General features: G+C 73.4%; 24 protein-coding genes. 12 read left to right on the forward strand and 12 right to left on the reverse strand.

All coding sequences use genetic code 11. From position 1 onward, the window contains the following. Nucleotides 1-88: 88 nt before the first annotated feature. The 3 genes from ACF1BN_RS32320 to ACF1BN_RS32330 form a co-directional block, all read right to left on the reverse strand. Nucleotides 89-766: a nucleotidyl transferase AbiEii/AbiGii toxin family protein gene (locus ACF1BN_RS32320; protein ID WP_392335140.1), complete on the reverse strand. Its 678-nt coding sequence runs from the start codon at nucleotides 764-766 to the stop codon at nucleotides 89-91. Next, on the reverse strand, nucleotides 763-1,122 hold the full coding sequence (locus ACF1BN_RS32325; RefSeq protein ID WP_392335141.1) for a transcriptional regulator: 360 nt from the start codon (nucleotides 1,120-1,122) through the stop codon (nucleotides 763-765). The genes ACF1BN_RS32320 and ACF1BN_RS32325 overlap by 4 nt, the downstream gene beginning before the upstream one ends. A gap of 76 nt (nucleotides 1,123-1,198) precedes the next feature. Continuing rightward, nucleotides 1,199-1,894 carry a hypothetical protein gene (locus tag ACF1BN_RS32330; RefSeq protein WP_392335142.1) on the reverse strand — a complete coding sequence of 232 codons (696 nt, stop codon included), beginning with the start codon at nucleotides 1,892-1,894 and terminating at the stop codon, nucleotides 1,199-1,201. A gap of 91 nt (nucleotides 1,895-1,985) precedes the next feature. On the opposite strand from ACF1BN_RS32330, the gene ACF1BN_RS32335 reads away from it, so the two are divergent. Further along, nucleotides 1,986-2,060, forward strand: a complete 75-nt coding sequence (locus ACF1BN_RS32335) for a 50S ribosomal protein bL37 (protein WP_100661309.1) — start codon at nucleotides 1,986-1,988, stop codon at nucleotides 2,058-2,060. Nucleotides 2,061-2,223: 163 nt separating this feature from the next. On the opposite strand, the gene cobM is transcribed toward ACF1BN_RS32335, so the two are convergent. The 3 genes from cobM to ACF1BN_RS32350 all read right to left on the reverse strand — a co-directional run bounded on the left by cobM (nucleotide 2,224) and on the right by ACF1BN_RS32350 (nucleotide 4,418). Then, nucleotides 2,224-2,973 (reverse strand): precorrin-4 C(11)-methyltransferase, encoded by a 750-nt coding sequence (cobM, locus tag ACF1BN_RS32340; protein ID WP_392335143.1) that lies wholly within the window; start codon nucleotides 2,971-2,973, stop codon nucleotides 2,224-2,226. Beyond that, on the reverse strand, nucleotides 2,970-4,196 hold the full coding sequence (gene cbiE / locus ACF1BN_RS32345) for a precorrin-6y C5,15-methyltransferase (decarboxylating) subunit CbiE (RefSeq protein ID WP_392335144.1): 1,227 nt from the start codon (nucleotides 4,194-4,196) through the stop codon (nucleotides 2,970-2,972). The genes cobM and cbiE overlap by 4 nt, the downstream gene beginning before the upstream one ends. 81 nt (nucleotides 4,197-4,277) lie before the next feature. Beyond that, nucleotides 4,278-4,418 (reverse strand): DUF6126 family protein, encoded by a 141-nt coding sequence (locus ACF1BN_RS32350; protein WP_392335145.1) that lies wholly within the window; start codon nucleotides 4,416-4,418, stop codon nucleotides 4,278-4,280. A 190-nt stretch (nucleotides 4,419-4,608) separates the two neighbouring features. Here ACF1BN_RS32350 and ACF1BN_RS32355 point away from each other — a divergent pair, with 190 nt between their 5' ends. The 4 genes from ACF1BN_RS32355 to ACF1BN_RS32370 all read left to right on the forward strand — a co-directional run bounded on the left by ACF1BN_RS32355 (nucleotide 4,609) and on the right by ACF1BN_RS32370 (nucleotide 7,346). After that, on the forward strand, nucleotides 4,609-5,688 hold the full coding sequence (locus ACF1BN_RS32355; RefSeq protein ID WP_392335233.1) for an LLM class flavin-dependent oxidoreductase: 1,080 nt from the start codon (nucleotides 4,609-4,611) through the stop codon (nucleotides 5,686-5,688). Continuing rightward, entirely contained in the window at nucleotides 5,685-6,323 is a 639-nt protein-coding gene (locus tag ACF1BN_RS32360) for an FMN reductase (protein ID WP_392335146.1), read from the forward strand. Before ACF1BN_RS32355 ends, ACF1BN_RS32360 begins: the two co-directional genes overlap by 4 nt. A gap of 52 nt (nucleotides 6,324-6,375) precedes the next feature. After that, nucleotides 6,376-6,813 carry a universal stress protein gene (locus ACF1BN_RS32365; RefSeq protein ID WP_392335147.1) on the forward strand — a complete coding sequence of 146 codons (438 nt, stop codon included), beginning with the start codon at nucleotides 6,376-6,378 and terminating at the stop codon, nucleotides 6,811-6,813. A 161-nt stretch (nucleotides 6,814-6,974) separates the two neighbouring features. Continuing rightward, nucleotides 6,975-7,346 carry a VOC family protein gene (locus ACF1BN_RS32370; protein ID WP_392335234.1) on the forward strand — a complete coding sequence of 124 codons (372 nt, stop codon included), beginning with the start codon at nucleotides 6,975-6,977 and terminating at the stop codon, nucleotides 7,344-7,346. 3 nt (nucleotides 7,347-7,349) lie between these two features. On the opposite strand, the gene ACF1BN_RS32375 is transcribed toward ACF1BN_RS32370, so the two are convergent. The 5 genes from ACF1BN_RS32375 to ACF1BN_RS32395 form a co-directional block, all read right to left on the reverse strand. Beyond that, entirely contained in the window at nucleotides 7,350-8,276 is a 927-nt protein-coding gene (locus tag ACF1BN_RS32375) for an ABC transporter permease (protein WP_392335148.1), read from the reverse strand. Then, complete coding sequence (locus ACF1BN_RS32380) at nucleotides 8,273-9,244, reverse strand: ATP-binding cassette domain-containing protein (RefSeq protein WP_392335149.1); 972 nt, start codon at nucleotides 9,242-9,244, stop codon at nucleotides 8,273-8,275. Before ACF1BN_RS32380 ends, ACF1BN_RS32375 begins: the two co-directional genes overlap by 4 nt. Before the next feature lie 136 nt (nucleotides 9,245-9,380). Then, nucleotides 9,381-9,785 carry a hypothetical protein gene (locus tag ACF1BN_RS32385; RefSeq protein WP_392335150.1) on the reverse strand — a complete coding sequence of 135 codons (405 nt, stop codon included), beginning with the start codon at nucleotides 9,783-9,785 and terminating at the stop codon, nucleotides 9,381-9,383. Between the two features lie 74 nt (nucleotides 9,786-9,859). Beyond that, a complete protein-coding gene (locus ACF1BN_RS32390; RefSeq protein WP_392335151.1) occupies nucleotides 9,860-10,267 on the reverse strand; it encodes a RidA family protein in 408 nt (135 codons plus the stop codon). Between the two features lie 107 nt (nucleotides 10,268-10,374). Further along, nucleotides 10,375-10,851: an RrF2 family transcriptional regulator gene (locus ACF1BN_RS32395; RefSeq protein ID WP_392335235.1), complete on the reverse strand. Its 477-nt coding sequence runs from the start codon at nucleotides 10,849-10,851 to the stop codon at nucleotides 10,375-10,377. Between the two features lie 112 nt (nucleotides 10,852-10,963). On the opposite strand from ACF1BN_RS32395, the gene ACF1BN_RS32400 reads away from it, so the two are divergent. The 7 genes from ACF1BN_RS32400 (at nucleotide 10,964) to ACF1BN_RS32430 (ending at nucleotide 18,068) form a co-directional block, all read left to right on the forward strand. Next, nucleotides 10,964-11,425 (forward strand): hypothetical protein, encoded by a 462-nt coding sequence (locus tag ACF1BN_RS32400; protein WP_392335152.1) that lies wholly within the window; start codon nucleotides 10,964-10,966, stop codon nucleotides 11,423-11,425. A gap of 6 nt (nucleotides 11,426-11,431) precedes the next feature. Beyond that, on the forward strand, nucleotides 11,432-11,920 hold the full coding sequence (locus ACF1BN_RS32405; protein WP_392335153.1) for a hypothetical protein: 489 nt from the start codon (nucleotides 11,432-11,434) through the stop codon (nucleotides 11,918-11,920). 4 nt (nucleotides 11,921-11,924) lie between these two features. Then, the gene (locus ACF1BN_RS32410) at nucleotides 11,925-12,971 is read left to right on the forward strand and encodes an endonuclease/exonuclease/phosphatase family protein (RefSeq protein WP_392335154.1); all 1,047 of its coding nucleotides are present in this window, start codon (nucleotides 11,925-11,927) and stop codon (nucleotides 12,969-12,971) included. A gap of 17 nt (nucleotides 12,972-12,988) precedes the next feature. After that, nucleotides 12,989-13,225: a DUF2630 family protein gene (locus ACF1BN_RS32415; protein ID WP_392335155.1), complete on the forward strand. Its 237-nt coding sequence runs from the start codon at nucleotides 12,989-12,991 to the stop codon at nucleotides 13,223-13,225. 29 nt (nucleotides 13,226-13,254) lie between these two features. Further along, nucleotides 13,255-15,204, forward strand: a complete 1,950-nt coding sequence (locus ACF1BN_RS32420; protein WP_392335156.1) for an FUSC family protein — start codon at nucleotides 13,255-13,257, stop codon at nucleotides 15,202-15,204. A 343-nt stretch (nucleotides 15,205-15,547) separates the two neighbouring features. Continuing rightward, nucleotides 15,548-17,020, forward strand: a complete 1,473-nt coding sequence (locus ACF1BN_RS32425) for an APC family permease (protein WP_392335157.1) — start codon at nucleotides 15,548-15,550, stop codon at nucleotides 17,018-17,020. A gap of 58 nt (nucleotides 17,021-17,078) precedes the next feature. Then, a complete protein-coding gene (locus ACF1BN_RS32430; protein ID WP_392335158.1) occupies nucleotides 17,079-18,068 on the forward strand; it encodes a hypothetical protein in 990 nt (329 codons plus the stop codon). Nucleotides 18,069-18,136: 68 nt separating this feature from the next. Here the strand turns inward: ACF1BN_RS32430 and ACF1BN_RS32435 are convergent, their stop codons facing one another. Further along, a complete protein-coding gene (locus ACF1BN_RS32435) occupies nucleotides 18,137-20,206 on the reverse strand; it encodes a PhoX family protein (protein WP_392335159.1) in 2,070 nt (689 codons plus the stop codon). Nucleotides 20,207-20,401 lie beyond the last annotated feature (195 nt).

Genomic DNA, 20,401 nt, shown 5'->3' on the forward strand with positions numbered 1-20,401 from the left:
GACCCGCACCCCAGCAAGTTCCCCAGCCCTCATACGGCCAGCGAACTACCGAACACAAGCCGTGACAAGACCACCTAACAAAGCACTACTAGGGCTCGTCCTCCGGCGGGGCGCCTTCGAGGAGGCGTTCGCCGATGTCGTCGGCCCAGCGCTGGGCCCAGGCGCGCAGGGCGTGGATCCGTTCCTCGTCGAGGCCGTGCGCGGTGAACTCGGTGTCGTCGATCCACTCCGCGCCGGCGAGCTTCGTCCGGAGCTCCTCCAGGTCGAAGCCGTCGCGGGCGTGCTGCCGGCCCAGCCCTTCCAGTTCCTCGGGGCTCCAGCCGCGGTCCGCCGCGGCCTGGACGTCGATCAGGTCGCGGGCCATGCCCCGGTCGGCCAGGGCGCGCACCTTGGTGCCGACCACATCCCGGAGGGAGAGGAGGAGGCCGAACTCGCGGTGCTCGGGAGGGCCGCAGAGGACTTCCTTGAGGACGTCGACCTCGCACTCCTCGCCGCTGTCCGGATCGGTGACGATCAGCCGGGCGGAGAGCGGGTCGGTCTCCAGGGTCCGCACCCGCCAGCCGCCGGCCTCCAGCGCGGCCCGCAGGCGGGCGGCGATCTCGGGCATGGGCCGGGGGCTCTCGGTGGCGACGTCGAGGTCCTGGCTGAGGCGGTCGACCAGGCCGTGCGCCTGGACGGCGTAACCGCCGGTGAGGACGAGGGGGTACTCGGTGCCCGCCGCGAGGACGTCGTCGAGGAGGCGGCGGTGCAGCCCGGTGAGCTTCACCCCGCGCGCCCGGCCGCCGTCGCCATCGGCGCCAGTTCGTGGAAGGCGTCCTCCCAGACCACCCGCAGGTCCTTGCTCACGAGGGTGCGCAGGACGGGCCACAGCTCGACGAGGAGGTCCCGGTTGAGGTGCCGGACTAGGTCGTCGTGGCCGCCCTCGGCGAGGACCGTGCGGTAGCAGCTCATCCGCAGCCGGGGCCGGTCGAGGTCGTACTCGGTCAGCCCGGACCAGGCCAGGTGCAGGGGAAGCCGGACCGACCCGTGCCCGGGTCCGCGCAGTGCGGACAGGTCGGTGGGGAGTCGTCGTGCGTACCGTTCGCGCCGTACCTCGGAGACGGTCGCCGTCTCGTGTGCCATGCCTCCGATTATCCCCGCGCGCGGCCGTCCCGGGGGCAACACGCGGCACCTCCGTCACGGGCGGGTTCCCGTCACGTCAGGGGCGGGGCGGCGGGAAGCCGATCTCCGCGATGTCCTCGGCGAGGTCCGTGAGGGTCGCCGCCGGGTTGAGGGCCGTCACGACCTCCGGGGTCAGCGGGCGCAGGGCGAGGACGTGGCGGACGGCTTCGACGGGGACGTCGGTGCCGTAGTGGTCGGAGGCCCAGGTGGCGTACGCCTCGGGGGTGCGGTCCAGGAGCAGGTGGAGGAGGCGGCCGGAGCCGTCCGGGTCCGCGTGGCCGTCCGGGTGGTCGTCAGGGTCGGGGAAGGCGACCGGGCCGGTGCGCCAGGCGGTGTCGGCGGGCTCGCGCCACAGGCAGGCGGTGGTGACGTGGACGTCGTCCTCGTCGAGGAAGGCGGGCTCCGTCAGGTACTCCGAGAAGGCGTCAGGGACGCCGTCGAGGACCCCGGGCCAGGTCGCGCCGTCCGCGAGGGGCCCGTAGGGGCTCAGCGGCGACTCGTGGTCGAAGACGCGGGCGAAGGCGCCCGCCGGGGAGAGGACGATGGTGTACTCGCCGCCCTCGCCGTCCTTCATCGACGCCAGCTGCTCGGTGTCGGACCAGTGCGCGTCGAAGGAGTAGTACCGGCGCTCCCATACGGGGCTCAGCACGGCGTCCAGCATCGCGAGGCTCCGGGAGTGGTCGCGCAGTTCCTCGATGCCCGGCAGCGCCCGGGCCGTGTCGTAGACGGTCATGGGTCCCATTGAAGGGGGTCGCGCCGACATGCGCGGCACCGCCCCCGAACCTACGCTGGCCACGACGCAACCCCGTGAGAGAGGGAGTCCGATGGCGAAGCGAGGCAACAAGAGGCGGGCTCGCAAGAAGAAGAAGGCGAACCACGGCAAGCGGCCCAACGCCTGAGCCGTGACGACGACGGAGGCCGGGCCGGTACGGGCCCGGCCTCCGTCGCGCCGGAGAGCGCGTCGGAGGGCGCGGCGGCCGTGCGTCAGCAGGTGTGGCGGCCGTGCGCCGGTCGTGCCTCGGCAGGCGTGGCGGTCGTGCGCCGGGGTGCGGCGGCCGTGGGTCAGCAGGTGTGGCGGTCGCGGGCCGGGTCGTAGAGGTGGCTGTCGCGGAACTCGGAGGCGGCCAGGGTGCGGCCGACGATGATCACGGCGGTCCTGGTGACGCCGGCCTCCTTCACCTGGCCGGCGATGTCCGCGAGGGTGCCGCGCAGGACGAGCTCGTCGGGGCGGCTGGCCATGGCGACGACCGCGGCGGGGCAGTCGGCGCCGTAGTGGGGGACGAGTTCGGAGACGATCCGGTCGGCGTAGCGGGCGCCGAGGTGGAGGACGAGCAGGGCGCCGCTGCGGCCGAGGGTGGCGAGGTCCTCGCCCTCCGGCATGGGGGTGGCCTGCTGGGCGATGCGGGTGAGGATGACGGTCTGGCCGACCGTGGGGACGGTGAGTTCCCGCTTGAGGGCGGCGGCCGCGGCGGCGAAGGCCGGGACGCCGGGCACGACCTCGTACGGGATGCCGGCCGCGTCGAGCCGGCGCATCTGCTCGGCCATGGCGCTGAAGACGGACGGGTCGCCGGAGTGGAGGCGGGCGACGTCCTGGCCGGCCTCGTGGGCGGCGGCGATCTCCGCGACGATACCGTCCAGGTCCATCCGCGCCGTGTCGACGAGCTTCGCGCCGGGCGGGCACTCGGCGAGCAGTTCGCGCGGGACGAGGGAGCCGGCGTAGAGGCAGACCCCGCAGGCCGCGAGGGTGCGGGCGCCGCGCACGGTGATGAGGTCGGCGGCGCCGGGGCCCGCTCCGATGAAGTAGACGGTCATCCCTCTTCAGAACCTTTCGTTACGGACCACTGGGTCACGGGCATCGCCGTACGCCAGCCGGTGAAGCCGCCGACGGGCACGGCGGCGGAGACGGCGAGCCGGACCAGTTCGCCGCCGTGGCGGCGGTAGCCCTCGGCGAGCAGGGCCTCGGATTCGAGCGTCACGGTGTTGGCGACGAGCCGGCCGCCGGCGGGCAGGGCGTCCCAGCAGGTGTCGATCAGGCCGGGGGCGGTGAGCCCGCCGCCGATGAAGACGGCGTCGGGGACGGGGAGGCCGGCGAGGGCGGCGGGGGCCGGGCCGGTGACCACGCGCAGGGCCGGGACGCCGAGGGCGGCGGCGTTGCGGGTGATCCGCGCGGCGCGCTCGGGGGACCTCTCGACGGCGATCGCCCGGCAGTCGCGGTGTGCCCGCATCCATTCGACGCCGATGGAGCCGGAGCCGCCGCCGACGTCCCAGAGGAGTTCCCCGGGGGCGGGGGCGAGCGCGGCGAGCGTGGCGGCGCGGACGTAGCGCTTGGTGAGCTGCCCGTCGTGCTCGTACGCCTCGTCGGGGAGGCCGGGCGTGGTGCCGAGCCGGAGCGTGCCGGGGTCGCGGACGCAGTCGAGGGCGAGGACGTGGAGGGCGTCGGTGCGCTCGTGCGGCCAGTCGGCGGCGGTCGCGTCGAGGAGTCGTTCGGCGGGGCCGCCGAGCTGTTCCAGGACCCGGATCCTGGTGCCGCCCCATCCCGCCTCGCGGAGCAGCGCCGCGACCCGGGCGGGGGTCCCGGGGCCCTCGCCGAGGAGGAGGAGCCGGCGGCCGGGGTGGAGGGCGGCGCGGAGCGCGTCGAGCGGCCGGGCGACGAGCGAGAGCGTGTCGACGGCCTCCAGCGGCCAGCCGAGGCGGGCACAGGCGTAGGAGACGGAGGAGGGGTGCGGGCGGACGTCGAGGCGGTCCGGTCCCGCGGTCTCGGCGAGGGTGCGGGCGATGCCGTAGAAGGAGGGGTCGCCGCTGGCGAGCACGGCGACCGCGCGGTCCGCGTGCGCGGCGAGCAGGCCGGGGACGGCGGGGCGGAGCGGGGACGGCCAGGCGATCCGCTCGCCCGGGCAGGCGTCCTCGGGGAGGAGGTCCAGCTGGCGGGGGCCGCCGAGCAGCACCTCGGCGCCGCGCAGGACCCGGCGGGAGCTCTCGGGGAGCCCGTCCCAGCCGTCCGCGCCGATTCCGACGACCGATATCGCACCGTTCACGTCGGGGACTCTACGTGAGGCCCGCAGGCCGGCGGCACGTGGCGGCGCTCACCTCGGGGCGGGGCCGCGGGGCCCGGGCCGTCACTTCTGGGCGTTCTGTCCGACGTGGAAGAGGATCCAGACGAAGCCGGCGAACGCGTGGGTGGCGAAGACGTACACGAAGACGCGGAGCATCACGCCCCGCTCCTTCCAGCCCTCGTCGTCGTGCGCCTTCTCGGTCATGGCCTCCAGGGTACGGCGACCGCATGCCCGGGCCGGGGGACCGGGGAGGCGCCGGGCGGAGGCACGGGCCGGGGACCCGGGAGGCGACGGAGCACGGGCCCCGGAGGCGCGGAATAGGGAGGCGGTCGGCACCGTTGGACGGGATAGTTTAAGCTTCAATCACTATCGAGGAACGCGAGAGGTGACCACGATGCAGTTCGGGATCTTCACCGTCGGCGACGTGACGACCGACCCCACCACCGGCCGCACCCCCTCCGAGCACGAGCGCATCAAGAACACGGTCGCCATCGCGCTCAAGGCGGAGGAGGTCGGGCTCGACGTCTTCGCGACCGGCGAGCACCACAACCCGCCCTTCGTCCCGTCCTCCCCGACCACCCTCCTCGGCCACATCGCGGCCCGCACGGAGAACCTGATCCTCTCCACCTCCACGACGCTCATCACCACCAACGACCCGGTGAAGATCGCCGAGGACTACGCCACCCTCCAGCACCTCGCCGACGGGCGGGTGGACCTGATGATGGGCCGCGGCAACACCGGCCCGGTCTACCCGTGGTTCGGGCAGGACATCCGCCAGGGCATCCCGCTCGCCATCGAGAACTACGCGCTCCTCCACAGGCTGTGGAGGGAGGACGTGGTCGACTGGGAGGGGAGGTTCCGCACCGCGCTCCAGGGCTTCACCTCCACCCCGCGCCCGCTCGACGGCGTCCCGCCGTTCGTCTGGCACGGCTCCATCCGCTCCCCGGAGATCGCCGAGCAGGCCGCGTACTACGGCGACGGCTTCTTCGCCAACCACATCTTCTGGCCCAAGCAGCACACCGAGAAGATGGTCCGGCTCTACCGGCAGCGGTACGCGCACTACGGCCACGGCACCGAGGAGCAGGCGATCGTCGGCCTCGGCGGCCAGGTCTTCGTGCGGAAGAACTCGCAGGACGCGGTACGGGAGTTCCGCCCGTACTTCGACAACGCGCCGGTCTACGGCCACGGCCCCTCCCTGGAGGAGTTCAGCAGCCAGACCCCGCTGACCGTCGGCTCCCCGCAGGAGGTCATCGAGCGCACCCTCTCCTTCCGCGAGTACGTCGGCGACTACCAGCGCCAGCTCTTCCTCGTCGACCACGCCGGACTGCCGCTGAAGACCGTCCTGGAACAGCTCGACATCCTCGGCGAGGAGGTCGTCCCCGTCCTCCGCAAGGAGTTCGCGAACCTCCGCCCCGCCGGCGTCCCCGCCACCGCCCCGCTCCACCCCGCCCTCTCGCAGAAGAAGGAGGCGTGACCACCGTGCGTACGCTCAAGCTGGTCGCCGTCTCGGCCGGGCTCAGCAGCCCCTCCTCCACCCGGCTCCTCGCCGACCGCCTCGTCCAGGCCGCCCGCTACCGGCTCGCCGAGCAGGAGTACGCGGTCGACGTCGAGGTCGTCGAGGTGCGGGACCTCGCCGTGGACATCGCCAAGCACCTCGTCACCGGCTTCCCGTCGGAGGCGCTGGGCAGGGCGATCGACGCGGTGACCGGCGCGGACGGCGTCATCGCGGTGACGCCCGTCTTCACCGCCTCCTACAGCGGTCTGTTCAAGTCCTTCTTCGACCTGATCGACCCGGCGGCCCTCACCGGTACGCCGGTCCTCCTCGGCGCGACCGGCGGCACCGCCCGCCACTCCCTCGTCCTCGACCACGCGCTGCGCCCCCTCTTCGCCTACCTGCGGGCCCGGGTCGCCCCGACCGCGGTCTACGCCGCCTCCGAGGACTGGGGCAGCGGCGGCGACGAGTACACCGAGGGCCTGCCGCACCGGATCACCCGGGCGGGCGAGGAGTTCGCGGAGCTGGTCGCGTCGGCGGCCGACCGGAAGGACGGAGCGGAGGAGGACGCGTTCGTCCCCTTCGAGAAGCAACTGGCCGACCTCCGGCTCGATTGACCGGTTTGTTAGGTTGTGAGAGGTAGTTCCCGACGACGGACGGAGGTCGGCGATGGCCGGCGGCAGGATCGTGGTGGGCGTGGACGGCTCGGAACCGTCCCTGAAGGCGCTGAAGTGGGCGGCCGCCCAGGCCGCCCTCACCGGGGACACGCTCCACGCGGTGATCAGCTGGGAGTACCCGGCGTCCTGGGCGACGCTGATGCCGGGCGTGCCGCCGGAGTTCGACCCGGAGCGGCTCGCCAAGCAGATCCTCGACCAGTCCCTGGAGCAGGCCCTCACCCCCGAGCAGGCGGCCGCGACCACCCGCACGGTCGTCGGCGGCAACGCGGCGCAGGCCCTGGTGGACCAGGCGGCGGGCGCGGAGCTGCTGGTGGTCGGGGACCGGGGCTACAGCGGCTTCAAGGCGGCCGTCCTGGGCTCGGTCTCCACCAACGTCACCCAGCACGCCCCCTGCCCGGTGGTGGTCGTCCGCACCCACGGGGCGGCGTGACGCCCGGGGCGGCGTAACCCTCGGGGCCGCGCGACCCTCAGGGGCCCGCGTGTCCCTCGCAGCATCCCGGCGGGCGGGCATCGCCCCCCGGGGGGTCACCCCCGCGCCCGCTCCGCCGTGCGAAGGGCACCGCACCGACCGAGGATGCCCTCATGGGCACCATGGACATCAAACTCGAACTGATCGGCGTCCCCGTCACCGACGTCGACCGCGCCAAGGCCTTCTACGAGCAGGCCGGCTTCCACGCCGACCACGACGTGACCGTCAGCGAGGACATCCGCTTCGTGCAGATGACCCCGCCCGGGTCGGCCTGCTCGATCGCCTTCGGGAAAGGGGTCACGCAGATGGCCCCGGGCTCCCTCGACAACATGCAGGTCTGCGTCGACGACATCGAGCGGGCCCACGCCGAGCTGACCGGCCGCGGCATCGACGTCGGCGAGATCGACGACCAGCCCTGGGGCTCGTTCGTGTACTTCGCGGACCCGGACGGCAACCGCTGGGCGGTCCAGCAGAAGACGCCCCGCGCGGGCTGACGCCTACTTGCGGTTGTAGAGCCGCATGGTCACCGCGCCGAACACGGCCACGAAGACGGCCGACCACCCCAGCGACCAGGCGATGTCCGCCGCGGGCCAGTTGCCGGCCATCAACTCCCGCACGGCCGTCGCCAGGTGGGTCACCGGGCTGTTGTTCACGAAGGCCTGGAGCCAGCCCGGCATGGTCTTCGGGTCGACGAAGACGTTGGAGAGGAAGGTCAGCGGGAAGATCACCATCATGCTGACGCCCATGACGGACTTCTCGCTGCGCAGCAGCAGCCCGAACATGGTCCAGATCCACGAGAACGAGAACGAGAAGACCAGCAGCAGCGCCACCCCGAGCAGCACGCCCACGATCCCGCCGTCCGGGCGGTAGCCGATGAGGAGCCCGACGCTCAGCATCACGGCGGAGGCGATCACATAGCGGACGACGTCGCCGAGGAGATAGCCGACCATCGGCGCGGGCCGCCAGATCGGCAGCGTGCGGAAGCGGTCGAAGACGCCCTTCTCGATGTCGGTGTTGACCGAGATGCCCGTGTACATCGTGATCATGACGACGGACATCACGAGGATGCCGGGCAGCAGGAACTGGATGTACTCCGTGACCGAGCCGGCCAGCGCGCCCCCGAAGAGGTACGTGTACATCAGCACCATCATGATCGGGAACGCGGTCACGTCGAACAGCTGCTCCGGCACGTGCTTGATCTTCAGCATGGCGCGCCAGCCGAAGGTGAGCGACGCGGAGAGCGCGCTGGGCCGGGGCGGCCGGTTCTTCCCGACGAGCAGCGCGGCGAGTTCGTCGGCGCGCGGCGCGGCGAAGTCGGTGCCGGTGGTCGCGGTGTCGGTCGTGCCGGCCGGTCCGGTGGTGCCGGTCGTTCCGGTCGTGTCGGTCGTTCCGGTCGTGTCGGTCGAGGTGGTGCCGGTACTCATGCGGCCGGCCCCTTCCGGTCGGTGAGGGCGAGGAAGACCTCGTCCAGACTCGGCTGGCCGAGGGCGAAGTTGTCGACGGTGATCCCGGCGCGGGCCAGTTCGGCGAGGGCGCGGGCGGCCTGTTCGGCGGCGCCGAGCTCGGTGCCGTGGCCGTTGACGGTCGCGGTGAGGGCGACCGGGTCGGGGTCGAGCTGGACGGAGGCCCTGAGGGCGGTGGTGAGGACCCGTTCGGCCTCGGGCCGCTGCTCCGCGTCCCGGAGCCGTACGTGGACGGAGCCCGAGCCCACCGACGCCTTCAGCTCGCCCTTGGTGCCCTCCGCGATCACCTTGCCGTGGTCGATGACGGCGATCCGGGAGGCGAGCTGGTCGGCCTCGTCGAGGTACTGGGTGGTGAGGAGGACGGTCGTGCCCTGGGCGACGACGGCCCGCACGATGTCCCACACCTGGTTGCGGCTGCGCGGATCGAGGCCGGTGGTCGGCTCGTCGAGGAAGAGCAGGTCGGGGGTGTTGAGGATGGACGCGGCGATGTCGATACGGCGCCGCATGCCGCCCGAGTAGTTCTTGACCTGCCGGTCGGCGGCCTCCGAGAGCCCGAACGCGCCGAGGAGCTGCGCGGACCGCTCGCGGGCCTCGGGCCGGCCGTGCCCGAGGAGCCGGGCCAGGAGGACCAGGTTCTCGGTGCCGGTCAGGTCCTCGTCGACGGAGGCGTACTGGCCGGTGAGGCTGACGCGGCCCCGGACGGTGTCGGCCTCCGCGACGACGTCGTGCCCGAAGACGCGGGCGCGGCCGGCGTCGGGGCGCAGGAGGGTGGCGAGCATCTTCACGGCGGTGGTCTTGCCGGCGCCGTTGGGCCCGAGCAGTCCGTAGACGGTGCCGGCCGGGACGCGGAGGTCGACGCCGTCGACGGCCCGGTTCTTCCCGAACGTCTTGACGAGACCCTCGGTCTCGATGGCCGCGCCCTCGCTCATGCCGCCTCCCTCGAACCCTCCCCAGTCTCCCCCGGCCCGGTCCGCACCGCACCCGCGCGGCGGGGGGCGGCCCGGTCCGCACCGCACCCGCGGCGGGGGACGGCCCCCGCCGCGGGCGTGTCCGGCACGGGCGGGGTCAGTACGGCGCCGGGTGACCGGCCGCGTCCTCGTGCGTGTAGTAGAGGTAGAACATCCCGGCCGTGACGGCCGCTGCCATGGCCAGCCCCAGGCCGCTCGACGACAGCACGCTCGCTCCCGACAGGCTGAAGAGGAAGCCGGTCGCACCGCCGACGAGCGCGCCCCACGCCGGTGCGCGCAGCTCGCGCCGCAGCGCGTGGCCGTAGGTGCGGAGCGCGTACACGCCGCCTCCGAGGAGGAGCGCGGAGACGATCCCGAGCCAGAGCTGGCCCCAGGTGAGCGCTCCGCCGTGCCGGGAGACGGTGGAGGTGTAGAGGCCGTAGGCGATGCCGATGACGGCGGGCAGGACGGCACCGTGCGTGCTCACGTGGCGCCGGGCGGGTACCGCTGCGTGTGCGGCCATGGCGGAGGCTCCTTCGTGTCGTCCCCCCGCTGCATCCTCCAGGGCACACCCGCCGCCCGGCCGCCGCAAGTGGATCAGGCCGCGGGCCGTACCGCCACCGCGTCGATCTCGAAGAGCATGCCCGGCAGCGCCAGCGAGGCGACCCCGCTGAGGGTCTGCGCCGGCAGCCGCTCCCCGAACGCCTCGTGCAGCGCCTTCCCCAGCACCTCCAGCTTGCCGAGGTCGTGGTCGACGACGTACGAACCGAGCCGCACGACGTGCTCGAAGCCGAGTCCGACGCCTTCGAGGGCGTGCCGCAGGTTGGCGAGGGAGCGCGCGACCTGGTCGGCGAAGTCGCCGGGGACGGGCGCGCCGCCGGCGTCGGAGGCGTACTGCCCGCCGATGAAGACGAGCTCCCCGGGGGCGGAGGCGGCGTGGCTGTAGCCGAAGGGGGTGGGGTCGTGGAGGGTGGGCGGGTTGGTGAGGGTGCGCTGATCAGCCATGACGGATCGTTCCTTCCACAGACGAGCGACAAAGGACGGGCACTTCTCGGTATTTCTTGATGTTCGATGTCCAGAACGAGCCGGTGGATCGAGGGGCGCGAGCCCCGTCACCCCCCGTTCGCGAACCATCGCCGGATCCGCTCCGGCGCGTCCGGGGCCTGCTCCTCGGCGCGGGCGCGGACGCCGTCCAGGGTCTGGGCGGCGAGTTCCCGGCGCCAGGCCAGTTCGGCGCGTCCCATCGCGCCGGCGATGGCGCACTCGGCGGCGTACGCGCCCGCGGGGCCCGCCCCGGGGCCCTGTCGGCGGATCTCCGCGCAGCGGAAGGCCTCTTCGGGGCCCTCCACCGCGGTCACGACGTCCATGAGGGTGATCCGGTCGAGGCCCCGCGCGAGCCGGAAGCCGCCCTTGGGGCCGGAGACGGAGCTGAGGATGCCGGCCCGGACGAGGGCCTGGAGCTGCTTGTTGAGATAGGCGGCGGGCAGCTCGTGGTACGCGGCGAGCCGCGCGGCGGTCACGGCCCGACCGGGCCCGATCCAGGCCAGGTTGAGGCAGCTGTGGAGCGCCCATTCCACGCCTTCGTTCATCCTCATGATCCTGGACTTTACACATCCAGAATAAGAGAGGCAAGGGAAGGACGATCACCCGTCCGGCCCTATCAGAAGGTCGAAATCATCCGATTGCTCCCACGATGGGGCCATGAGCCAGAACAGCACACCTCCGCGCCCGGACCCCGCCCCCCGCTCCCGCCCGTCGGGCACGTCGAGCACCTCCGGGGCGTGGGCCTCCGGCGGCACGCTCTTCGCCGGTGTCCTCATGCTGGTCACCGGCATCATGGACGTCTTCCAGGGCATCGCCGGGATCGCCGAGGACGACGTCTACACCCGCGTCGGCGACTACGTCTTCAAGTTCAACCTCACCACCTGGGGCTGGATCCACCTGGTCATCGGCATCGTCGTCGCGATCGCCGGCTACGGGATCCTCAAGGGCGCCGAGTGGGGCCGGGTCGCCGGTATCTGCCTGGCGTCCCTCAACCTCCTCTCCCAGTTCCTCTTCCTGCCCTACCAGCCGTGGTGGGCGCTCTTCTCCATGGCCGTCTCGATCTTCGTGATCTGGGCCCTCGCCACCGACGACGCCTACGGCCCCGGCGAACGGTACTGACCGGCGATGCCCCCACCCGCACGGGAAGCACCGGCACGAGGGGCGACCGGACGGCCCCGGGGACGGCGACCGGCCACCGCGGCCGTCCTCCTCCTCGCCCTCGCCGCCACCGGCGCGACGACCGGCTGCGACGCCGCCAAGGAGACCGCCGGCGACATCGTCTCCTCGGCGACCGCCGCCGTCGCCTCGGCCGCCCAGCGGAAGATGGACGAGATCAAGGACGGTGTGAACGCCTCCGGCGACGTGACCGCAGGCCCCACCTCCGTCGACGGCGACCGCACGGTCGCCACGATCACGGCCACCAACCCCAAGGACGGCACCGCCGACTACACGGTCATGGTCGTCTTCCGGGACGACGGCGGGAACCTCCTCGACACGGTCGTCCTCACCATCGACCGCGTCGGAGCCGGATCCTCCAAGTCCGGTACGGCGCGCAGCAATCGGACGCTCGGCGGAGCGACGACCGCGGAGATCGCCCAGGCCCTGCGACACTGAGGACGTGGACCGAGCAGCCCCGACCACGTCGCCCGGCACGCCCCCGCCCGCGACACCGACCGCACCCGCCGTACCGCACCCGCCCCTCCGGCCCAGGCACCGCGACCGCGCGCTCGCCTGGGCCGCCGGGCTGCTCCTGTCCGCGCCCGCGGCCGTCGCCGCCTGCCGGGCGCTGGACGAGGACGGCATCACGCCCCTCCCCCAACTGCTCTCCTTCCTCCCCTGGCTGACCGTCCCCGCCGGCCTCGGACTGCTGCTCGCGGCCGCCGCCCGCCACCGGGTGCTCGCCTTCGTCGCGGTGCTCGTCCTCACCGGCACCGCCTGGGCGTCGCTGCCGTACACACCGCTGCTCGCCGTCCCCTACGGCCCCTCGCTCGCCCGGATCCGCGTCATCGCCGCGAACGTCGAGTTCGGACAGGCCACCGGCTCCCTCATCGCCCTCGCGCGCAGGGAGCGCCCCCAGCTCCTGTACGTCTCCGAGTGCGACCTCGCCTGCGGGCGCGCCCTCGCCTCCGCCCTCTCCGGCCTGCTCCCGCACCGGGTCTCCGTCGACGCGGAGGGCTCCGCCGGCTCCATCCTGCTCAGCACCTACCCGCTCAGGGACCGGTCCGTCCTGCCCTCCACGATGGGCATGCCGGGCGCCACCGCGACCGTCGCCGGGCGGACGGTACGGCTCCAGCTCGCCCACCCGATGCCGCCCGTCCCCGGCCAGGTCGGCCTCTGGAAGGCCGAACTGGCCCGGCTGCGCGACGAGGTGGCGGCCCGCCCCCACGACGAGTCGCTGATCGTCGCCGGCGACTTCAACGCCTCCCAGGACCACGCCGCCTTCCGCTCCGTCGCCGCCGCCGGCCTCCTCCTCGACGCCGCCCGCGCCACCGGCGCCTCCCGCACCCCCACCTGGCCCGCCGAGGGCCCCCTGCCGCCCTACGTCCAGATCGACCACGTCCTCACCACCCCCGACCTCGCCGCCGGGGCCACCCGCTTCCCGCCCCTCCCCGGCAGCGACCACCGCGCCGTCGTCGCCGACCTCGACCTGCAGGAAGGACGCTGATCGGCGACGCTGGGAGCATGGACAACGAGCAGATCCTCGACGACATCGGAGCGCTCGTGGAGGAGGAACGCGCCCTCCGCACCCGCGCCGGCGGCCTCCTCCCGGAGGAGCTCGAACGCCTCGCCGCCCTGGAGGTCCGCCTCGACCAGTGCTGGGACCTGCTCCGCCAGCGCCGCGCCAAGGCCGAGTTCGGCGAGGACCCCGACACCGCCGCCCTCCGCCCCGCCTCGGAGGTCGAGTCCTACCGCAACTGACTCCCGCGCCTCCCGCGTAACTTGGACGCATGGCACGCCCCGCACGATCCGTACGCGTCGCTCCCCCCGCCTGGCTGACCGCGGGCCTTCGGCCCGCACCGGCGCCCGTCCCGTGGGCCGCCGTCGTGCGGGCCTCGCTCGCGATGTCGCTGCCGCTGGCGGTCGGGCTGGCCGTGGGGGAGCCGACGTACGGGGCGCTCGTGTCGATGGGGGCGCTGTCGGGCGTCATCGGCGACACCGCCGACGCGTACCGGATGCGGGTCTTCAACATCGCCGTCCCCCAGCTGTTCGGCGCGCTCGGGGTGACGCTCGGGACGCTCGTCTTCGGGCAGGGGTGGCTCGCCGTGGCGACGCTGACGCTCGTCGCGCTCGTCTCCGGGATGATCTCCTCGATCGGCGCGGTCGCCTCCGCCTCCGGACTGCTGCTCCTCCTGAACGCCGTGGTCGGCGCCGGCCTGCCCATGCCGGAACCCTGGTGGAAGGCGCCGCTGCTGCTGACCGCCGGCGGGCTCGTGGTGCTGGTCCTCACGCTGCTCGGCTGGCCGCTGCGGCGGGCCGCGCCGGAACGGGCCGCGGTGGCCGCCACCTACCGGACGGTCGCCGAACTGTACGAGGCCGCGGGCTCGGAGGCGTACCAGGAGAAGCGGCACGCGGTCACCGCCTCGCTCAACCAGTCGTACGACCTGATCCTGGCCCGCCGCACCCGCCAGCACGGCCGCACCACCTCGCTGGCCCGGCTGCTCGCCCAGCTCAACGTGCTGGTGCCGCTCCTGGAGGCGGCACCCGCCGCCGACCTGCGGGTCCGCCTGTACGGACCGCTGGCGCCCGCCGTCGCCGCCACCGTCCGCGACCTCGCGGACGCCGTCGAGACCGGCCGGACCGAGCGCCCCGAGCTCGACCTCCCGCCGTCCACCCGGCCCGCCGAGAAGGCCGTCGAGCACGCCCTCCGGCACGCCGCCACCGTCGTCCACGAGGCCGAACCCGACCCCTACAACGTCGACGACAGCCTCGGCCGCCCCGCCTCGCTCACCGTCCGCGCCCGCCGCGCCACCCGCACGATGCTGCTCTCCGCGCCGTCCTGGCGGTACGGGCTCCGCCTCGCGCTCTGCATCGGCCTCGCCCAGGCCCTGGTGTCGCTGGTCGCCGTGCCGCGCTCGTACTGGGTGGCGCTCACCGTCACCTTCGTGATGAAGCCGGACTTCGGCTCGGTGTTCTCCCGGGCCGTGCTGCGCGCCGTCGGCACCTGCCTGGGGCTCGTCTCCGCCGCGCTGGTCCTCGCCGAGGTGCCCCGCGGCTGGTGGGACGTGCCGGTGATGATGGTGCTCGCCGCGCTCATCCCGGCCTTCTCCGCGAAGGGATACGCCTTCCAGACGGCGGCCATCACCCCCGTCATCCTGCTGCTCTCCGACGCCCTCAACCAGCAGGGCTTCGACCTCGTCCTGCCCCGCCTCTACGACTCCCTCATCGGCTGCGCCATCGCGCTGATCGCCGGCTACCTGCTGTGGCCGGAGTCCTGGCACAGCCGGATCGGCGACCGGCTCGCCGACGCGGTCGCCGACTCGGCCGCGTACGTGGACCGCGCCTTCGGCGCCGACGCCGACGCCGGGCGGCTGCGGGCCCGCCGCAAGCTGTACCGGGACCTGTCGGCGGTCCGCTCCGAATTCCAGCGCGCCCTGACCGAGCCGCCGCCCACCGGCACCCGCGCCGCCGCCTGGTGGCCGCTGGCCATCGCCGTCGAACGGATCGTGGACGCCACCACGGCCGCCCGGATCCGGGTGGCGCACGGCGCCGCCCCGCCGGACCCGAAGGAGGTGACGGAGGTGGCGCGGGAGCTGCGCGAACTCGCCGAGGGGCTGCGGGCGACCGACACCCTCTTCGCCGTCCGCGCCGAGCTGCCGGACGACCAGGACGGCGTCCTCGCACCGCTCCGCCAGGAGGTGCGCGCGGCCCGCGCGATCGCCGGCCCTGAGCTGCGCTGACCCGCAGCGGGGCACCGCCAAACCCCTTCCGCGACCGTACGCGGGGCGCGGAGAAGGACTTACCGGCGGTCACGGAACGGAACCCTCCTGCCACCGTTACCGGAATCCACCGGGACGACTACGATGCGCTCGACCGCCCCGACGTGATCAGCGCCCACTCCCCTGCCCGCGCCCGCATCCGGCCGGCCGACCGCCTCGCCGGACGGGCCGCTTCACCCTGCCTCGCCCCACCGCCGCCCGCGTCTCCCCCGCACCCTCCTCAGCCCCCTCTTCTCCTCAGCCTCCTCACCCTCCGTCGTCCGGAACCCCCCACACCCGCTCCCAGGACTCCGAGGACACCGTCATGCGCACGACCACCAGCAGAGGGCTCCAGCCCAATGTCCTCGGCACCTTCGACACGATCGTCATGGCCGTCGCGGGCAGCGCCCCCGCGTACTCGCTCGCCGCCACGACCGCCGTGCTCTTCGGGGCGGTCGGGCTCGCGGGTCCCGCCGCGCTGCTCTACGGCGCGATACCCATGTTCGGCATCGTCCTCGCCTACGCCCGCCTCGGCCGGATCGACGTCAACGCGGGCGCCGGCTACTCGTGGGTGGGCCGCACGCTCCACCCCTTCCTCGGCTTCCTCTCCGGCTGGGCGCTGGTCCTCGCGGCGACCGTGTTCATGGTGGCCGGCTCGCTGCCGGCCGGGGCGCTGACCCTCGCCCTCTTCGACGCGGACCTCGCCGCCTCCACACCGCTGGCCGCCGCCGTCGGCGCCTGCTGGTTCCTGCTCATGCTCGGCGTCGTGCTGGGCGGCGCCCGGCTCACCGTGCGCGCCCAACTCGTCATGTCCGGCATCGAGATGGCGATCCTGCTGGCCTTCGTCCTCGCGGCCGTCGCCCACCGCGGCCGGGCGGTCGCCTTCGACTGGTCCTGGTTCGGCCTCGGGCACTTCGACGGGCCGGAGGGCTTCGCGGCGGGCGCGCTGATCGCCGCCTTCTACTACTGGGGCTGGGACGTCACCAGCAACCTCAGCGAGGAGACCCGGAACAGCCGCCGCACGGCCGGGCTCGCCGCCCTGGTCGGCGTCGGCTTCGTCTTCGTCCTCTTCGTGGCGTTCACCGTCGCGGTGAACGTGCTGCTGCCCGCCGACCGGATCCTCGCCGCGGGTCCGAACGTCCTCGCCGTCCTCGGCCAGGAGATCTGGCCGGGCGTCGGCGGGAAACTGCTGGTCGTCGCCGTGATCCTGTCCACGGTCGCGACCCTGGAGACGACCCTGCTCCAGGTCACCCGCTCGCTCTTCGCGATGGGCCGCGACCGGACCCTCCCCGCCGCCCTCGGCCGGGTCCACCACCGCTGGAACACCCCCTGGGTCGCGGTCGCCGCCGTCGGCGCCGCCGCCCTCGTCCTCTTCGTCGCCGCCGCCTCCGCCGGCTCCGTGCAGCGGATCCTGCGGGACGCGGTCTCCGCGATCGGCCTCCAGATCGCCTTCTACTACGGCCTGGCGGGCATCGCCGCCGCCGTCGCGTACAAGTCGCTGCTGCTGCGCTCCGCGAAGAACCTCCTGCTGGGCGGGGTGTGGCCGCTGCTCGGCTCCGCGTTCATGCTGTGGGTGTTCGTCGAGTCGCTGGGCGAGCTGTCCACCACCGCCCTCACCATCGGCCTCGGCGGACTCGCCGTCGGAGTCGTCCCGATGACGGTGTACTGGCGCAAGGGCAGCGACTACTACCGCCCCGCCCGCCTCGACGCCTCCCGCGCCCTCGCCGCCGCCGACGAGTCGGCCCCCGCCTCCCCGCACACCCGTCTGCGGGACAAGAGCTACGCCACGGATTTCTGACGCACCGTTCTCCTCCACCCCCTCCTCTCTTCAGAGACACCGACCGAAGGAGGTCCTCATGGGCGTACGCCGACGCGCCCTCAGACGGTCCCGCGGAGAGCGGTTCACGCCTGATTTCGACCCGGACTTCGGTGACCGCGCGCTGACGGAGGCCCGCCACGACATCGTGATCGGCCGCTGGCAGGGCGTGCGGGACCTGATCGCCGCGACCGGGGACGACTGGGCCCGCCGCACCCACCGGATCCGGCTGCTCTCGCACGCCGCCGCCGGCAGCTCGACCGTCGAGACGTGGCGGGCCGCCGAGCCCCACAGCGCCGACGCGGCGGTGCTGCGGGCCGCGACCGAGGTGGTGCGGGTCTTCGACGCGGCCATCGCGGCCGGCCGGGGCGCCGCCGTGGACCGGGCCCTGCTCGACGCCGCCGTGGACGCCTGCCGGGGCGCGGCGGACGCGGCCCCCGCCGACCCGATGCCGTGGGTGTCGCTGCTGTCGGTCGCCCGGCTGTACGAGGGCGGGGTGCCGCGCCGCGAACTGCGCTACTGGTTCGACGAGCTGCGCCGCCGCGACCCGTACAACACCGAGGGCCACGTGCAGGTCCTGCGCTATCTGTCGGCGCGCTGGCACGGCACCCACGGCTCGATGTACGACTTCGCACGGGACGCGGCGGGGGTGGCGCCGCCCGGCTCCGCGCTGCCGGTCCTGGTGCAGGTGGCGCGGGTCGAGGAGTACCGCTACATCGCGGACGGGGCCCTGGGCCGCGGCCCGGTGCGCGGCTTCGACCAGCACTGGAAGCACGAGCTGGCCGTGACCGAGCTGCGCCGCACCTGTGACCGCTGGATCGGCGGGCGGGACCGGTCCCGGCCGGTCGCGCCGGAGGAGGTCGGAGACCTCAACTTCCTCGCCCACGCCGCCTGCTACGCGGGCCAGGTGGAGCCGGCGCGGGAGCTGCTCGGCCTGCTCGGGAAGCGGGCGGCGTGGGTGCCGTGGGCCTACACGGGCGACCCGGAGGAGCAGTTCGTCCGCTTCCGGGAGGGCCTGGGGGTCGGCTGACCACCCCCAGACCTCCCGGGCCTCCCGGGCCTCCCGGGCTTACGGTTCCGGCGCCGGTCGGACGCCGGTCAGACGCCGATGTCGCGGCCGTCGTTGCGCCAGACGGCGACGACGGACGGGCGGACGATCTTGCCGGGGCCGTCGGGCCAGGCGGAGGCCGGGTTCTCGACGGTGGCGCCATCGAGCTCGCCCGGGTGCTGCACGGCGACCAGGACGCGGCGGTCCTGGATGATCGGGCCGCAGGTCTCGGCGCCCCGGGGGACGGTGAGGAACTGCTTCAGCTCGCCGCGTCGCTCGCCGTGGGTGGCGACGCCGAACAGGCCGTCGTGGGTGCCGAGGGCGTTGCCGTCGGTGGAGATCCACAGGTTGCCGTGCGGGTCGAAGGCCACGTTGTCCGGGCAGGAGATCGGGGAGACCTTCTCCTTCGGGTAGCCGGCGAAGTAGGTGGCCGGGTCGTTCGGGTCACCGGCGACGAGGAAGAGGCGCCAGGCGAAGCCGTCCGAGGTCGGGTCGTCCCAGTGCTCGGCGAGCTCCAGGACCTGGCCGTGCTTGTTGAGGTTGCGCGGATTGGCCTCGTCGACACCGGGGTTGGTGCCCTTGCCGCGGTTGGTGTTGTTCGTCAGGGCGACGTAGACGCGGCCGGTGCGCGGCGACGGCTCGACGTCCTCGGGGCGGTCCATCTTCGTGGCGCCGACCTTGTCCCCGGCGAGGCGGGTGAAGACGAAGACCTCTTCGGCGGTCATCCCGGGCACGTGCGAGACGGCGCCCTTCGGACCGGCCGTGGCCAGCGGGATCCAGGTGCCGGACCCGTCGAACTCGCCGTCGTTCGGGAGCTTGCCGGTGCCGTCGATCTCGGCGGCGGGGGAGTCGCCGGTCAGCTTGGCGACGTAGAGCGTGCCCTCGTCGAGCAGGGTGAGGTTGTGGGCGTGCGCCCGGCGGGAGTCGCCCTTCATCATCCGCTTCGAGGAGACGAACTTGTAGAAGTAGTCGAACCGCTCGTCGTCGCCCATGTAGACGACCGGGCGGCCGTCGGCGGTCAGGCGCGGCTGGGCGGCCTCGTGCTTGAACCGGCCGAGCGCGGTGCGCTTGCGGGGCGTGGAGTCCGGGTCGTACGGGTCGAGCTCGACGACCCAGCCGAAGCGGTGGATCTCGTTCGGCTCCTGCGCGAGGTCGAAGCGCTTGTCGAAACGCTCCCACTTGCGCTCGGAGGCGCCGGTGCCGACGCCGTAGCGCTTGTCCGTGGCGGACGAGCCGTTGGCGAAGTACTGGTTGAAGTTCTCCTCGCCGGACAGGATCGTGCCCCACGGGGTGGTGCCGCCCGCGCAGTTGTTGAGCGTGCCGAGGACGGTACGGCCCCGGGGGTCGGCGGAGGTCCGGACGAGCGCGGAACCCGCGACCGGCCCGGTCAGCTCGAACGCGCTGCTCGTGTGGAGGCGGCGGTTCAGGTAGTGGCGGGAGACCGGGGTGAGCTTGCCGGTCCGGCGCTCCTCCTGCACCACGACGACGGAGAGGCCGTGCGCGGCCCAGGCTATCTCCACCTGCTCCCGGGTCGGGTTGGCGGCGTCGTAGCCCCGGAACATCAGCTGCTCGTCGGTGTACTCGTGGTTGGCGACGAGCACCTGCCGGCCGTACTCCCCGCGCAGCGGCAGCAGGGAGAGGAAGTCGTTGTTGTAACCGAACTGGCCCGCCTGCGCCTTGGCGGTCTGCTTCTCGGAGTCGAAGGCGGGGGCGCCGCGGAGGATCGGCTCGCCCCAGCGGATGACGACGTTCTGCCCGTACCCGGACGGGACGGTGACCTGGTCGGCGGTGTTCGGCGCGACCGGCGCGAAGCGGAGGCCGCGGGCGCCGTCGGCCTTGGGGGCGGGCCAGTGGGGCTTGTGCCCGCCGTGCGCCTGCGCCTCGGGCGCTCCGGCGACCACCAGCGAACCGCCGGCGGCGGAGGCCACGGTCACGACGGCGGCGGCCCGCAGCGCGGAACGGCGGGACAGCACACCGGCGATGACGTCGCCGACGTACTCGTTGTCGCTGGTGTTCGGCACCTCCTGGAAGCAGGCGTCACCGCAACGGAACCGGCAGGTGAGCGCGGAACGACCGCCCGCGTGGGAGTGGGAGCCGATCATCGGCAGCAGCTTGCGCACTTCGTCCTCCTCCGGCGCAGAAGTGCGCCGACATGGTGTCGGGAATCCATTCGGCCGTGACGGTATGTGCGCACATCTGCACGCGGGCGGCGGCGGAGTGAACGCCGGATGAATGAGCAGCAACCGTGACCGACGGGGTCCCGAGAACCGGAGGACGTGGCCGCTAACCTTACGTGTCCGCCCTGGCCAGGGGTG

Source organism: Streptomyces sp. NPDC014861, assembly GCF_043081625.1.
Lineage (GTDB): Bacteria > Actinomycetota > Actinomycetes > Streptomycetales > Streptomycetaceae > Streptomyces.

Coding starts and splice junctions, on each gene's coding strand:
- ACF1BN_RS32325 (WP_392335141.1), bottom strand. CDS start 1,122: ATGGCACACGAGACGGCGACCGTCTCCGAGGTACGGCGCGAACGGTAC.
- ACF1BN_RS32330 (WP_392335142.1), bottom strand. CDS start 1,894: ATGACCGTCTACGACACGGCCCGGGCGCTGCCGGGCATCGAGGAACTG.
- cobM (WP_392335143.1), bottom strand. CDS start 2,973: ATGACCGTCTACTTCATCGGAGCGGGCCCCGGCGCCGCCGACCTCATC.
- ACF1BN_RS32350 (WP_392335145.1), bottom strand. CDS start 4,418: ATGACCGAGAAGGCGCACGACGACGAGGGCTGGAAGGAGCGGGGCGTG.
- ACF1BN_RS32355 (WP_392335233.1), top strand. CDS start 4,609: ATGCAGTTCGGGATCTTCACCGTCGGCGACGTGACGACCGACCCCACC.
- ACF1BN_RS32365 (WP_392335147.1), top strand. CDS start 6,376: ATGGCCGGCGGCAGGATCGTGGTGGGCGTGGACGGCTCGGAACCGTCC.
- ACF1BN_RS32370 (WP_392335234.1), top strand. CDS start 6,975: ATGGACATCAAACTCGAACTGATCGGCGTCCCCGTCACCGACGTCGAC.
- ACF1BN_RS32375 (WP_392335148.1), bottom strand. CDS start 8,276: ATGAGTACCGGCACCACCTCGACCGACACGACCGGAACGACCGACACG.
- ACF1BN_RS32380 (WP_392335149.1), bottom strand. CDS start 9,244: ATGAGCGAGGGCGCGGCCATCGAGACCGAGGGTCTCGTCAAGACGTTC.
- ACF1BN_RS32385 (WP_392335150.1), bottom strand. CDS start 9,785: ATGGCCGCACACGCAGCGGTACCCGCCCGGCGCCACGTGAGCACGCAC.
- ACF1BN_RS32390 (WP_392335151.1), bottom strand. CDS start 10,267: ATGGCTGATCAGCGCACCCTCACCAACCCGCCCACCCTCCACGACCCC.
- ACF1BN_RS32395 (WP_392335235.1), bottom strand. CDS start 10,851: ATGAACGAAGGCGTGGAATGGGCGCTCCACAGCTGCCTCAACCTGGCC.
- ACF1BN_RS32400 (WP_392335152.1), top strand. CDS start 10,964: ATGAGCCAGAACAGCACACCTCCGCGCCCGGACCCCGCCCCCCGCTCC.
- ACF1BN_RS32405 (WP_392335153.1), top strand. CDS start 11,432: ATGCCCCCACCCGCACGGGAAGCACCGGCACGAGGGGCGACCGGACGG.
- ACF1BN_RS32415 (WP_392335155.1), top strand. CDS start 12,989: ATGGACAACGAGCAGATCCTCGACGACATCGGAGCGCTCGTGGAGGAG.
- ACF1BN_RS32420 (WP_392335156.1), top strand. CDS start 13,255: ATGGCACGCCCCGCACGATCCGTACGCGTCGCTCCCCCCGCCTGGCTG.
- ACF1BN_RS32425 (WP_392335157.1), top strand. CDS start 15,548: ATGCGCACGACCACCAGCAGAGGGCTCCAGCCCAATGTCCTCGGCACC.
- ACF1BN_RS32430 (WP_392335158.1), top strand. CDS start 17,079: ATGGGCGTACGCCGACGCGCCCTCAGACGGTCCCGCGGAGAGCGGTTC.